This is a genomic window from Paraburkholderia sp. GAS42 (genome assembly GCF_050436565.1).
In the GTDB taxonomy this organism is placed as follows: Bacteria; Pseudomonadota; Gammaproteobacteria; order Burkholderiales; family Burkholderiaceae; genus Paraburkholderia.
This window is the reverse complement of record NZ_JBNDML010000005.1, coordinates 23754-37050: the sequence shown is the minus strand read 5'-3', so window position 1 is coordinate 37050 and position 13297 is coordinate 23754. Positions and strand designations below refer to the sequence as shown.

At 65.3% G+C, this 13297-nt stretch carries 12 protein-coding genes; all 12 read right to left on the bottom strand.

All coding sequences use genetic code 11. From position 1 onward, the window contains the following. The 12 genes from P3T16_RS09625 to P3T16_RS09570 all read right to left on the bottom strand — a co-directional run bounded on the left by P3T16_RS09625 (position 1) and on the right by P3T16_RS09570 (position 13290). On the bottom strand, positions 1-2910 hold the full coding sequence (locus P3T16_RS09625) for a putative baseplate assembly protein (RefSeq protein WP_429342085.1): 2910 nt from the start codon (positions 2908-2910) through the stop codon (positions 1-3). Continuing rightward, entirely contained in the window at positions 2907-3317 is a 411-nt protein-coding gene (locus P3T16_RS09620) for a GPW/gp25 family protein (protein WP_429257148.1), read from the bottom strand. Before P3T16_RS09620 ends, P3T16_RS09625 begins: the two co-directional genes overlap by 4 nt. A gap of 67 nt (positions 3318-3384) precedes the next feature. Further along, positions 3385-4032 carry a phage baseplate assembly protein V gene (locus tag P3T16_RS09615; RefSeq protein WP_429342084.1) on the bottom strand — a complete coding sequence of 216 codons (648 nt, stop codon included), beginning with the start codon at positions 4030-4032 and terminating at the stop codon, positions 3385-3387. Then, positions 4029-5099, bottom strand: coding sequence for a phage late control D family protein (locus P3T16_RS09610; RefSeq protein ID WP_429342083.1), 1071 nt, complete (start codon positions 5097-5099; stop codon positions 4029-4031). Before P3T16_RS09610 ends, P3T16_RS09615 begins: the two co-directional genes overlap by 4 nt. Continuing rightward, positions 5096-5800 carry a CIS tube protein gene (locus tag P3T16_RS09605; protein WP_429257151.1) on the bottom strand — a complete coding sequence of 235 codons (705 nt, stop codon included), beginning with the start codon at positions 5798-5800 and terminating at the stop codon, positions 5096-5098. Before P3T16_RS09605 ends, P3T16_RS09610 begins: the two co-directional genes overlap by 4 nt. Next, positions 5791-8559, bottom strand: a complete 2769-nt coding sequence (locus P3T16_RS09600) for a hypothetical protein (protein ID WP_429342082.1) — start codon at positions 8557-8559, stop codon at positions 5791-5793. The genes P3T16_RS09605 and P3T16_RS09600 overlap by 10 nt, the downstream gene beginning before the upstream one ends. Beyond that, positions 8556-9011 (bottom strand): phage tail protein, encoded by a 456-nt coding sequence (locus P3T16_RS09595; protein WP_429257153.1) that lies wholly within the window; start codon positions 9009-9011, stop codon positions 8556-8558. Before P3T16_RS09595 ends, P3T16_RS09600 begins: the two co-directional genes overlap by 4 nt. Positions 9012-9014: 3 nt before the next feature. Continuing rightward, a complete protein-coding gene (locus tag P3T16_RS09590) occupies positions 9015-9242 on the bottom strand; it encodes a DUF6760 family protein (protein WP_429257154.1) in 228 nt (75 codons plus the stop codon). Beyond that, positions 9185-9553 carry a phage tail assembly protein gene (locus tag P3T16_RS09585; RefSeq protein ID WP_429257155.1) on the bottom strand — a complete coding sequence of 123 codons (369 nt, stop codon included), beginning with the start codon at positions 9551-9553 and terminating at the stop codon, positions 9185-9187. Before P3T16_RS09585 ends, P3T16_RS09590 begins: the two co-directional genes overlap by 58 nt. Further along, complete coding sequence (locus tag P3T16_RS09580) at positions 9550-9996, bottom strand: phage tail protein (protein WP_429257156.1); 447 nt, start codon at positions 9994-9996, stop codon at positions 9550-9552. Before P3T16_RS09580 ends, P3T16_RS09585 begins: the two co-directional genes overlap by 4 nt. A 16-nt stretch (positions 9997-10012) precedes the next feature. Then, on the bottom strand, positions 10013-11305 hold the full coding sequence (locus P3T16_RS09575; protein ID WP_429342081.1) for a phage tail sheath family protein: 1293 nt from the start codon (positions 11303-11305) through the stop codon (positions 10013-10015). Positions 11306-11325: 20 nt separating this feature from the next. Then, on the bottom strand, positions 11326-13290 hold the full coding sequence (locus tag P3T16_RS09570; protein WP_429342080.1) for a phage tail sheath C-terminal domain-containing protein: 1965 nt from the start codon (positions 13288-13290) through the stop codon (positions 11326-11328). Between the last annotated feature and the right edge of the window lie 7 nt (positions 13291-13297).

Below are 13297 nucleotides of genomic sequence, written 5' to 3'. Positions count from 1 at the left end.
TCACTCCGCGCGCAGCGCGTGGCGACCGGCAGCCACGAGCGGGCGCGCCGCGCCGGGCGCATCGGCGAACGCCGTCTCGAACAGGAGCCGCAACGATTGCACATGGTCCAGCCCGTCTACGCCGTCGAGTACCTGATGAAAATCCGACGCATGCGGACGCTCACCGGCTTTCCAGCCGCGCCCGTCACTGCCCCCCGTGAGCGGATGCAGGAAAGTGTCGAGGCGCTGCTCGCAGAGCGCAACGACGCGCGTCGCGAGTGCTTCCGGCCGGAGCGCCAGTACCGCGCTCACGCCGACGAGCAGATAGCTGGGGCCGAACAGCACCAGTTCAGCGCCGGGCGAACGGCACGCATCGAGATATTGCCTGACGGTGCGCAGCAGCGTCGCGGATGGCTGCGGCCTGGGCGCTGCGCTGCGCGGCACGATCGACACGCCGACGATACCGGGCGGCAACGGCGCCGCCAGCGTACCGGCTTTCAGTTCACCGGCGGCGAACGCATCGGCGCGCGCCACTTCGGGCGACGCGCGGTGCGCGAGCACAGCGTAGTCGTCGACGCACACGGCGCGGTCGCGATGCCTGAGCCACGCGAGCGCCGACTGCCGCGCCGACGACTCGTCCTGCGCGTCCTGGCCACCGCTTGCCGCATCGACGTTGGTCGCCGACTCGATATAAGGGATCGTTGTACGCAACTGCTTGACCGTGAGCGCGGGACAATTGCCGCGTGCGCCCCCGCCGGAGGCGTAGCTTATCCGCAGGTTGTTGCCGCCCGCCGGCGGAATACGCCCGCGCCGGCCGTCACCAAAATGCACACTCGACGCGAGCCGGTCGACGACGTAATGCGGTGACGCCGGTGTCGATGCGTCGAAGTCGTCGACGCAGATCCAGCGCACCCATTCCTGATCCGGCAACGCGGGACCTTCCCGCACATCGACTTCGACCGCGCCGATGAAGGGACTGCGTGCCGCATGAAACGCCTGCGCGGGGCGGCCGTTGCTCGAGCCGAGCAGTTCGTGCTCAAGACGGAGAGTCTGTACGGCCGGCACGGCGTTCAGCACGACACGGCCAATTGCGCCAACACGCGGCGCGGACCCGTTGTCCCCGCCCGGCAAAAGTCGCAACCACCATAGCGTACGATCGCTCTCTCCGATCGCGGTGTCCCACGTCGCGACGTCATCGCCCGTGCTGACCGCGATGAAACCCGAATGCCGCAACCCGTCCGTTTCATCGACGGCCGTACAGTCATGCCAGCCCGTAGCGCCGCGCGCTTGCCAGCGCAACGGCGCCGCGCGCTGACCGGTCTCGCGGCAAACGGGCGGCCCGTCGTCCGGCTTCACCCTCACGTAGAAATGCAGCGTGCACCCCGCAACGTCGTCACGTGCCGCCTGCAAGCCGAGATACAGCGCCGCGCCTTGCACATCGAACGGGGGAAACGGACAGAACGGCGCGAGCCGCGCGTCCGCTCCCCGGCTCACTACCGCCTGTTCGAAGCTGTTGTCGAGAATCACATGTTCCGGTTCGAGTGGCCCGCGCGTGATCGACATGTCGACTGCGATGCTCGCAATCGAAGGCGCGCTGACGGGCGGCAGCACTGCGGCGTCCGGGACCGTGCGGCCAGCACCGTAGTTGCCGGAGACAAGGCGCGCCCGCAACCATCCGCTCGTCACGTTGCCGAGCGTGGCCGGCGACGCGTCCGCCGGCACCGTGAACGAAAGCGTGCCGCTCACCGTGAGCGCCTCGGTGCGATCGTCGACAGCTAACGCGACCCAGCCTGCCGCCGTATGAATGTCCCAGCGCACGCGCGGGTCGCCGTCGCGGCTCACCGGCGGCAGCGGCGTGGCGGCAGGGTCGCCGTCGGCGGGATTGGTCAATGCGATGCGCAACTCGATCGTCGCGCCGGCCACCGTGAACTGCTTCGATGCCACATAGAACACATCGCCGAAGCGCGGCCGTTCACCGAACGGATAGCAGTCACGCGTCACGTCGAGCGGTATGCGCCCATACATTGCGGCTTGCGGTGGAAGCGCGGCCGTTGCGTGACGGGTGGTCACGCGCAATTGACGGATCGGCGCGCAAGGCACCGCTTCCTCCGCGTCGCCGTCTCCGGGCGGCAGAGGCGTCGGGCGCGTGCGCGCGCTCAGCCAGAAGCTTTCCGCGCCACGCACGACAGCCTTCGGCCAGTCCGGCAGCGCGCCAAATTCGACCGTGCCGCTGACCGTCAGATTCGCCGTCGTATCGCGCTGCGGCGTCAGCGGCACGAAGCCGGTTGGCGCTGTGATGCCCCATTCGATCGCCGTGCCGGGACGCGGGTTCTGCGTTGCGTCGATCGCGACATTCACCTGCAATCCCACGAGGCAGGCGTGATCGCCGAACGCCAGTGCGCCGATATGCGCTGTGCGGATCAACGGGGCAGCCGTCGAGAACAGATCCGCATCGACGGCAGGCGTGTCCGACAGGATGACGGCTGCGTTGGCAACCGCGGCGCGCCGGAAATCGACGGCCATCGCGCGCACCGGCTCCGCGCGCAGTACCTGCAGGTCGCGGGTGGTCTGGAACACCACGGGCCCGGCGCTGCCCTGCGCCGCGGCAGCGACCTCGGTATAGCGCGGTACAACGGGACCTTCCTGCGCAGCCGGTGTGCGCGTCGCCTTGAACGACAGCGGGACGACGGCCGGCACCGGCGGCATGCGCCCGGCGCGCAGCAACGACACAAAGGCTGCGAGATGCGCGTCCGGCGCGCGGTTCAGGCTCACGGTCAGGACGCGGCAATAGTGGGCGAGCACCGCTTCGAGCGCATGCCGGAGCGGATCGGCACTTCCTGCACCGCGCGCGAGCGAACGGTCCACCACCTCGGCGACCTGCGCTGCCGTCCAGTCCTTTGTGCTCAGCACCGGCACGTTGTCGGGATTCATACGATCGGCCTGTCAAGGTAGAACGGATACACGAGGTTGAAACGGCCGTCCGTGAGCCGTACCCGATAATCCAGATCGATCAGCAACTGTTCGCCATGCTCGCCTCCGCTCGACGCGTCCACGCGCAGCACGTCGATGCGCGGTTCCCACTCACGCAACGCCTCGCGCACGTGGAACGCCGCCATGCCGCGCGTCGCACTATTGTTGACCGCAAACACCAGTTCGTGGAGCCCGCAACCAAACGTCGGTCGCATCACACGTTCACCTCTGGCCGTGGATAGGATGATCACAACCGACTGCCGCACGCTCTCTTCATAGCGCGCAAGCGCAAAACGCGGCCCGCCGGTGCCGTCGTCGACCAGTTCGACCGGAAAACCCCATCCGACTCCAAGTACCTCTGCGGGCATGGCCGCTTCTCCTGCGCGTTCACCGGCCCGCAGCGCCTGCCGCCGCTGACGCCCGGACGCGCTCGCATCAGTTAAGGTTGATCAGCGCAGCCTTCAGGTTCATCTGCGCGGTGGCTGTCACGTCGACGGTCTCTGCCGCCTTGATCTGAACACCTGCCTTCGAATCGATCTCGACGCCGACGGCTTCGATGGTCAGCTTCCCGGTCTGCGAACGAATCGCAATGTCGCCTTGTGCTTCGATCGAAATCGTGTTGCCGGACGCCTGAATCACGATCCGGTTATGACCGGTCTTGTCGATGATCTCGATGCTTTCCTGACCCGAGCGGTCGCACAGCCGCACGACATGACCGCTACGCGACTTGATGCTGCGATTGTCGTTATTGCCGTCCGCGTTCGACTCGTGCGCCACGTCCTTGCCGTTCCATACGGAACCGATCACGAAGGGATGTTCGACGCTACCGTGCTCGAACGCGACCAGCACTTCATCGTCGACCTCAGGCAGGAAATAAGCGCCGCGGCCGTTGCCCGCCATCATCGTCGCGACGCGTGCCCAGTTGCTCTCGTCGTCCTGGTTGAGCCACGGGAAGCGGACCTTGACGCGGTGCATGCCGTCCGGATCGCGATTGCCGGTGACAACGCCGACCACCACGCCGTAGTACCGCCCATCCGTATCCGGGCGCGCGAGCAGGCCGCGCAGCAGATCGTCGTGCATCATGTCGCATTCCTCCTCGCCGCGAAGCGGGTCCGATAGCCGTTGCGTATCGAGAACCGCTGTTCGGTCGCCGTCACATAGTAAAGACCGCTAAAGCGCGCGCCGAGCCCTTCGATCTTGACCACGATGCCGGCACGCAGGTGCGGCTCGCCGATGCACACGCCGTCCGCGCGGATATAGCCGAGCGCCATTTCCGCGAAGCGCTGCTTTGCGACCAGATCGGCTTCCTCCTGGCTTTGCACGGGTGCGCGCACCATCATGCTGCCGGTGCGGCCGAACACGCGCTGAACGCTCGCCGGGCCCGACGACTGGCCGCTCATCAATGAGGGCTCGTCGCCGACGCCCGAGCGTGACACGATCTCGCGTTTGTCCTTCGGGCTCCAGCCGCGCACCACGAGCTCCTGCGCCTGGCCCATCGTCGACATGCGAGGGCGAAATTCGAGCAGCTCGATTTCGCGCCTGAGCGTGAGCGTTGCGCTGTCCTTGACCTTGCGCGGCCGGTAGATCAGCGAGTGGCCGTCCACCACCACTTCGTGGTCGATGCGTTGCGCGCGGCCCAGCAGGAATTCCAGGTCGGTCTGACTGTGCTGCAGCACATACGGCAGCACGACCCGGGTGTCTTCGATTTCGGGCTTGAGTCCCGCGCCGCCCGCGAGCTGATTCGCAATATCGCTGTCCTTCACGTTGGTGTACGAGCGCGTCTTGCGCTCACGCATCAGCCGATGCCGGCGGTCGTAGCCGCGCACCGTCAGTGTGGGTGGGCTGTCTTCCAGGAACGCAGGTTCGAGCCCTGTAATCTCGCCGCTGAAAAGAATGCGCCGGTTGTCGCGGTAACCGAGTTCAATCTCGACCGGATTGCCTTCGCGAAAGAGGTCGTCGTCGATCCATTTGACCTTCATGTCCACGGTGTCCATGCAGGTCAGCGAAAACGTGAACATGCCCATCGCGTCGACGTCGTCGAGCACGTTGATCGAAATCAGATCGGCCGCGGCGGCAAGCGGCAGCGCCGCGCCGTTCACCTTCAGCGCGTACTCCGGCGCCAGCGTGTCGAAATCGCTGCGTGCGTTCATCGTGTGCCCGCCTTCGCCGAGACGCGCAGTGCAGGCAGCAGCAGCGTCATGCCGGGCCGCAACGCGAGCGGGTCGTCGATACCATTCGCGTCTGCGATGTAGCGCCAGTTGCGCGGATCGCGATACTCCGCGGCGGCGATGCTCGCCAGCGTCTGCCCGCGCCTGACTGTCCAGGTCTTGACCACGTCCGAGGACATCAGCTTCTGCTTCTGCAGGTCGCTCTCGTTGCTGCGCCATTGGGTGAACGTGCATTTCGCGGTCGCGCGCACGGGCTTGCCGTCGTCCATAAACATCGTGTACTGCTGGTCCAGCTGCTGCAACACCCCCTGGAAGAAGATGCCCTGGCTGCCCCACTTGAGCCGGCAGACGGGCGGCCGGTGCTTGTCGCCGCGCACGGTCGTCAGTGCGAGCAGCTTGCTCATGTACGCGGTGAACACACTGTCCTTACGGTCGGCGCTCCTGTCGTTGTCGTAAGTGTCGAAAAACAGTTCGACGCTGAGCGTAGCCGGCTGGCCGCTCGTGTACTGCAGCTCAGGGCTGTCGTGCTTCGTCGCCGGCTGCGTCTGCCACTGCACCTGGCGGGTGATGCCGAGGCTCTTCGGATTGAACAGCGCGACGATCTGGAAGTTTTCGTCGTTTTCGCTGAATTGCATGTTCTCGCCGGGCAGCTCGATGAGGATCACCAGCTTGTTCAGGGCCATGGTGCGTATCCTCGCCGTTCACGCTCGTATAGGAGCTTGTCCTGAATGATCTGCCATGCGCGCTCGGCCAGTTCATTCACGTCGTCCTTGCCCGCCTGCGCGTGTGGCGCGGTCGACATGGCGCCCGGCGTAGCGGCGTGCGGGCCCGGCAATGGAGAAGCTGCCTGCGCGGTCTGGATCGCGGCGGGCACGACACCGTATGTCTCGGCAACCCGGTCAATCGCGGTGGACGTCGCAGTTCCGCCGCCCGGCATGCCTGCATCGAGCCCGACGCGCTGACTCAATGGACCTTCGTGGCGCGCGTAATACGCCGGCTGCCCCTGGGCGGCGCCCGCCGTAACGACCGCCCGTGCCGCCCACAGCGCGCCCGGTGCGAATACACGCAGCAGTTCGGGCATGCGTGCGCCGGGGTACTGCGCGGCTGGGCGCGGCGCGGCCGATGTGACAGGTAGCGCGGTCAGCGCCGGATCGTGCCGTTGAGGATTGAACAACGGGTCGGGCTCGAAAGGACGGTCGACGCGCACCGGCGCGGTTACGGTTTCGCCGGACTCCTGGATGGCCGCTCGGGCAAGCACGCTCAATTGCGGTGGCGTTGGGGCAGCGCTGACATGGGCTTGAGTGCCAGTTGCGGTCGTGACCGTGAGTTCTCCGGCCGGTGGTGGCTTCGTCGCGCCAGTGTTGTCACCGGCCGGGCTGAGGGACGGCAGATCGTGGCGCGCATTCGTGGCCGTTGCCAACGGCTGCGCGAGACGGGCGCGTAACGTGGCACCGGGCGCTCGCGTCACGTCGGACACGGGCGCTGCGCGCTCCCCGGTTGGGGCAGCCGCGGGCTGCATCGGCATCGGCATCGGCATCGGCAGCAGATCGTCGGTGGATTCGTGCGCCGTAGCCGCAGACGCAGACAGCGCATCCAGTGATTCAGACCGGGTGATGTCTCGTGGATGCGAAGAAGCAATTCGTGTGTCAGCAATGATGGGCGCGCTTGCGGCTGCGGCGTCGAGCGGCCTGTCCGGGCGCTCCGTGTTTCGCCTCCCGTCGCGGTCCAAAGCAGCTCCATGACCACCACCGCCGATGCTCGCCGCAGCCTCGCCGCGCACCTCCCCCGCTATTCGCGCGCTGCGCAGCAACCGCACGACCGAGTGCGCATTCGCGTCGGTCACGCGGACGATGGTGCGGTCGATCTCCGGTTCATGCACCGCCAGACGGGACGTGACGGGCAGACCAGTCGAACGGGCTCCTGCCCCGGCATCGGTGTGCATCGCGACGTCTGGCGTCGCCGGGGCATTCGAATCGACCGCTGTGCCCGCCTGCACGGCCGGCACGTCGGGCGCGCGCTCACTGACGGCCCCGGTGTTTTCGAACGGCCGCGCGCCGCCGGATCTCGTCTGCGTGGCCGAGCCGGCCGTCTCGCCATGCGAACGGGCCTGCGCCACCACGGCGCCGGCCGCAGCGCGATGGCTGGCCTGTGCGTGCGTCGACAGCAGCCGCTGCGCGGGCGTTGTAGTCCGCGAAGTCGCACTAGCGGTGACGGTGGTCGAGGCCGCAGCCGCAGCCGGATAGTCAGGCGAATGGGCGATCACTGTTGCCAGCGGCCGCGGCATTGGCGATGCGGTTGCGTCCAGGCCGGCTCGTTGCCTCACGCCGTGAGAAGAGACCGCATACGTGTGTGCCGGAGCGATGTCCTGCGTTTTCGCTGGCTTTGTGCCGGCTCGCTGGCTCTGTCCGAGGTCGATCGCTGCCGGCAGCGCGCTCATCGGCTTGCGCATTGCAACAGAGTGAAGCGCGTCGGGCCACCACCGAGGTCGTGGCCCACCTGCGTTCGAGGCGTCCGACGTGATCATCGCACCCGTAATCAAGGCTGCGACATGCTGAGTGTCTTTCGGGCCTGCAATCGAACGACGCGTAAGTTCCGGCGCACCAGAATGCGTGTCGCTTTGCGAGGGCGCTGAATCGCGGGTGCTGAAGGCTCCCGCTGACGCTACACCCTGCACCACGGCGCGACGATGTGAAGCGATCTGCCGTGCCAGGGGCGAGCGCGCGTCGCTCGAAGCGCTCGCCATCGCCGGCCATGTGCGAGCGACAGGTGTTGCTTCGTGCGCTCGAATGGTCGGCGCGGCTGCCGCATGGGTCACGACTGGAGGCGCGGGCGTGCCGCCGCCTGGCGAATCAATGTGCGCGATGCGCGCCGCTTTCGCGTCTCGCACATCCTCAAGCGGAACGTTCATCGCACGTTGAATGGACGCGGCATTGTCGTGCGCCGAAGCGCCGGACGCCGGAGCGACAGACGTGGAATGATCAGGCGACGCTGCGGAAGACGCGAACGCGAAAGACGCGTCAGTACCGCCTGGATCGCGCTGCGGTTCAGCCGTGCCGGCCGGCACGCCCGGATCGCGCTCCGTTTCGCGCGGACTGACCGTGGCACGCTGAACCACATGGGTTCGAGGCAACGGTTGCGCGGGCTGCGCGGCGAAGTCGGGCGCAGACGGATCGAAATGAACGCGCTGTCCGGTCACGACGGGTCGCGCGTCGTCCGGGCCGCCCGCCGCGCTACCGCCCGCGATGCGGCGCGCAGCGGCGGCGACGAAGTCCGCATGCCGCTCGTAGACCGACGTGCCGATGTCGCTGCTCCAACCGGTACGCAAGCCCGCATTGAGCGCGGTATGGGTGTGACGTCGCCAGAGCGAATCGCCGAGCGCGCCACTCAGCCTGTCGCTGCGCGGGGGCTGCGCCGCCCGCGAATCCGGGCCGCCCGGGTTCACGGTAGCACTCCCCGATGCACCAGCTCGACCGATTCGAACGCAACCGCAGAATTGGCCGCATGCAGGTCCGGGCCCGTCCACTTGACCGGGCACGCGGCATGGAAAGTCCAGCGACGGTTTTTCTTGTGCGTCGGGTCGTTAAGAACGACGGTCACGTCCCGCCGCTCGATCTCCCCTTGCATCACTTTCAGATACCAGGACCACAGGTAGTACGAGTCTCCGAGCCCGCGCTTGAGCACGAGCCGCGACGAATATTTCGCCGGCCCCGCGATCTGATGTTCGAAGCGGTTCTCTCCGCCTTCACGCAACGTTTCGACCTCGACTTCGACAGCCAGCCCCGACACCTCGCTAAAGCCCGCGACCACACCGTGGTCCCCGCTTCCGGCATCCTTGATCTCAATCGAGTACACGAAAGCGGCGAACGGATACTCTGCGCTGGTTGCCCCGGCCATCTGCTACTCCCTCGTGTCTGTCTGCGCGTCATTGATTCGTCGATTGATCCTCGCAACCTCTTCGACCCAGCGATGCCGTTCGAGGTGATCGAGCGTCATCAATTGCGAGCGCGGCCAGTGAAAGTGATATGCGACATAGGCTACCTCCTCGAACAGCTGGTCGAGGGGGTAGCCTATGGCTCCCCCGCCTCTTCGACCTCGACTTCGAACTTCGTTTCGCAATGCGGGCACTTGACCTGCACCCTGTTGTGGCCGTTCAGGTTAATGCGCCGGTACAGTTCTTCCAGGTGCGCGAAGTCCGCGGCGAACATGTCCTCGATCACGCGCGGATTGACCTGCGGCAGATCGCCGAGACGCGTCACCACCCGCGAAAGCAGAATGATCGCCAGATAACCTGGATTGGACTGCACGCGCGGATCCTTCATCGGCGCAATTTCGTCGTTCGCTGTAGCGAGCCGCATCACGCCTTCGCGGTGAAGCGTGCCTTGCGCGTCAACATAGCCGTGCGGCAGCGTGAAGCTGTATTCGGTCGTGAGAGTCATTTCGTCCGGTCCAGACCTTCGTGCACCAGTTCGAGCGTGTCGATCGCCACTTCATTGGCGGTGGCATTGAACGTGGGTCCGGTCCATTTGGTCGGCCACGCGTCCACGAAATCCCATTGCGCGACATCATTGCCTTCGTCATCCATCAGGATGATCGATCCGTTCTTGCGGCAATCCTTGATCTTGCCGTCCATCACCTGTTTGCGCCATTTCCACAGGTCCTGGTCGTCGGTAATGCCGCGCTTTAGCGTGATGTTCGAAAACTTTTTCAGGCCTGGGAGCTTGTGCGTCGTCAGCGTCTTGTCATCGCCCTCGCGATAGTCGATCGGGTCGGTAGATGCGTCGAGACCCGACACCTCGCGAAAGCCCGCGCGCTGAATGCCGCCGATCGACACCCTGAACTTGAACCCGCGAAACGGATCGCTGCGCTTGCCAGTTGCCATGATTGTTTCTCCTCGTTTACCAGGCTGTCGGTACGGTGAAGTTCACGCCGCTCGCACTCTGCGTGACTCTGACAATGACGAATTCGCTCGGCGCCGCGGGCGCCACGCCGACTTCCGCCACAACCACACCACTGTCACGGCTGAATTGAGCGTTGGTTTCGGCGTCGCACTTTACGAAGTAGGCTTCGGCCGCGCTGCTCCCTTTAAGCGCGCCCCGGCGAAACAGATCGCTGCAGTATCGTTCGAAGCGCTCTTCGATCGATGCCCATAGCGACGCGCCGTTCGGTTCGAATACCAGATCGCGCATGTCATATTCGAGCCAGCGTTTCAAGGCCAGCATGACCCGCGTCACGTTGACATACATCCACGCCGGGCGGTCGCTCAGGGTCCGCGCGCCCCATACGCGGATGCCCCAGCCGCGCATTTCGCGCAGGCAATTGACACCGGCTTCGTTGAGGGCCGCCTCGTCGCGGTTGGCGACCGCGAAGCCAAGATCGAGCACGCCTTCCAGCAGTTCGTTCGCCGGCGGCTTGTGCACGCCCACCCGGCGGTCGCTGCGCGCATACACGCCCGCGACATGCCCGCACGGCGGCACGAGCACGAAGTCGAGTGGCGCGCCCTTCGTCGGCCGATGCGCGCTCACGCGTATCCACGGAAAGTAGATCGCGCCGTATTCGGGCGGCAGTGCCTGCCACTGATTGATGGCGCCCAGCACCGCCGCATCGGCGCGCTGGTCTGCTGCGTCGTTCAGGCCGCCTTCAAGCGCATCGAGAATCGCGAAGCGGTCGCCCTTGCGTGCGCAATAGTCGACGATGCGAGCCTGAAGATCGAACACGCGCGCGGGCGATCCGGCGATCACAGGCGTCATGATGTCCGGCGCGCAAACAAGATCGATGTCGTCGAATTCCTCGAGGATGCCGCCAGCTTCGAACGGTGTGCCGATCGCGTTGGCGAGCGCGTCGGCATACGGCGTGTCCGCTGCGTAGCCAGCCGGCTCTTCGGGATCGAAAGGCAGTGGCATGACGTAGCACAGCCGGCCGCCGTTTTCGAAGAAGCCGCGCACCGAGCAGGCGAGGAGGCTGCTCACGCCTTCTCCGCGAAAGGCTTGATCGAATTGTTGCCAGCGTGTGAAGCGGTGCAGCGGCGGCGCGTCGACGTGGACACTGCCCGCGCCCGTCAAGCCCGCGAAAAGCGGCACGCCGCTCTGAACCGTCGACTGCGCGGTGCCCTCGCCTGCATACCAGTCGAAATAGAGACCGGGCGTCCGGCGGGCGCCCGGTTTGCTGGTCGGCGACGTGCGCGCACGCATCGCTTGCTCCGCGAATCCGCTCAGGTCCGGATGGGACCTGTGGCCTGGGTAATACGGAAGACCACGAACTCGGCGGGCCGCACGATCGCGACACCGATTTCCGTAATCACGAGGCCCTGATCGCGCACTTCGGGCGGATTGAGCTCGGCGTCGCATTTCACGTAGAACGCCTCTTGCGGCGTGGCGCCGAACAACGCGCCGCTGCGCCACACGTTGGTCAGGAACGCCGACACGTTCAGGCGGATCTTGGCCCACAACGCTTCGTCATTGGGTTCGAAGACGATCCATTGTGTCCCTTCCTCAATCGACTTCTGCAAAAACAGGAACAGACGCCGCACACTGATGTATTTCCATTCGCTGTTGCGGTCACCGCCGATCGTGCGCGCGCCCCACACGGTCACCGCGCCGTTCATGATCCGGATCGCGTTGACGCCCTGCGGATTGAGCATCTCCTGGATCGGCTTGCTGACGTAGTACTTGACCTCGATCGCACCGCGCACCACGCAGTTCGCCGGCGCCTTGTGCACGCCGCGCTCGGTGTCGGTGCGCGCATAGATGCCCGCGACATGGCCGCTCGGCGCCACATAGGTCCGGCCGCGATATTTCGGATCGACCTTGCGTGTCAGATCGCTATCCTGCAGTTGTTTAGCCGGGTCAATCACTTCCACGTGCGGGAAATAGAACGCGGCGTTCTTGCATGGGCGCGGCAACGCCTGGTTGTCGCTGCTGCTCGCGTAGTTCAACTGGTTCACGTCGAGGTCGTTGCTGTCCTCGTCATGCACAACCAGCGGACTGTCGAGAATCGCGAAACAGTTTTCGCGGTTTTCGACATGGGCCATCAGAAACTCCCAGTTGCCAGCGTCCCTCGGCACACCCGGAGCGGCGATGATCGCAAGCTCATCGATCGATGCGAATTTCGCCAGCGCGTCCTCCAGTTGACTTTCGTTCTCGATACGCGCGACGAACGCCTTCGTGCCACCATTCTGAAAGAAGCCGTTGACCGCGTGCGTCAGCGCATGATGGCCCGGATGCATCGGACTGAATGTCCAGGTCTCCGGCGGGTCATCCGGAAAATCTGCCTCCGGCTTGTACGCCGAAAAGGTGCCGAAGCGCTGCGTGTACTCGGTAAAGTTCGTGCATAGCTTCGTCTCGAAGCATGCAGGCTTCACCGTGAATTCCTGCAGCATGAACGGCTGCAGGACAGAGCGCGACCCGGACACGTCGACGCCCTCTGCGTCCTCGAAGGTGTCGTCCTCTTTTTCCAGCGAACGGGGCGGGCGCGCGGGTTTGGGAACGGGTTTGGATGCCGGCGTCGAATCCGTGGTGGATGGGGCTTCGGCTTCGCCCGGGGTCGTATCCGTTGGCGGCGTTGGCGGTGCAAGTTCCCCTTTGAGCGCAATCAGTCTGTCGTTAAGATTCTTTTGCTCTGTCTGCTTGTCACGAACGAGGCCTTTTAGTCGCTTTACCCCGTCTGCATCAGCCAGATTCTTGCTCATGGCTGGCTCGAGTTTTGCCTTGGCTGCCTCCAGCGCATCTGTCAGCTCGTCCCGGTTGGCGTCGGTTGCACCGGCGAGCGCGTCGGTGGCAGCCTTGGCGTCTCTGGACGCCGAGTCGAAAATGTCCTTCGACGCTTTGGCGTCCGTCGTGGCCTTCGCCAGCTGGTCGTTCAGATCTTTGAGATCCTTTTCGATGCCCTTGAGCGTAGCGTCAAGCAACGCAAGATCCCTGCTTTTAGCCTCCGCAGCGGCGATCGCCTGGCGCGGATCTTCCGGGCCGCCAGAAGGCGCATCGGCGAGATCCGAGAGCCGCGCCGCCGCGCGCGCGGCAACCGGGTTGTAGTCAGGATTCGGAACCGGAATATAGATCGTCGAAGGCACGATGCCGATAAACCCGACGACATTGGTTCCCACACCCGCGATAGGCTGCTGAGCGGAAGGAACCTCTTCCACATATACGCCAGGGGCAAGATAGGTAGCGCTTGACATAGACACG